Source organism: Paraburkholderia sp. SIMBA_053 (genome assembly GCF_046534895.1).
GTDB classification, from domain to species: domain Bacteria; phylum Pseudomonadota; class Gammaproteobacteria; order Burkholderiales; family Burkholderiaceae; genus Paraburkholderia; species Paraburkholderia caledonica.
Window position 1 is genome coordinate 1 of sequence record NZ_JAWRXU010001335.1, and the last position, 248, is coordinate 248.

Annotated in this window: 1 pseudogene; it reads left to right on the forward strand. The window is 63.7% G+C overall.

Annotated elements, in window-relative coordinates:
* A pseudogene (locus SB753_RS39955) lies at positions 1 to 248 on the forward strand (fructose-bisphosphatase class I); the annotation flags it as partial.

Here is a 248-nt window from a genome sequence, read left to right on the forward strand (position 1 = left end):
CCAGTCGGACTTCAACATGCGCTGGATCGCATCGATGGTCGCCGACGTGCACCGTATCCTGAACCGCGGCGGCATCTTCATGTATCCGGCCGACAAGCGCGATCCGTCGAAGCCCGGCAAGCTGCGCCTGATGTATGAAGCGAACCCGATGGCGTTCATCGTCGAGCAGGCTGGCGGCGCGGCGACCAACGGCGAGAAGCGCATCCTCGACATCCAGCCGAAGAGCTTGCATGAGCGCGTCGCGGTGT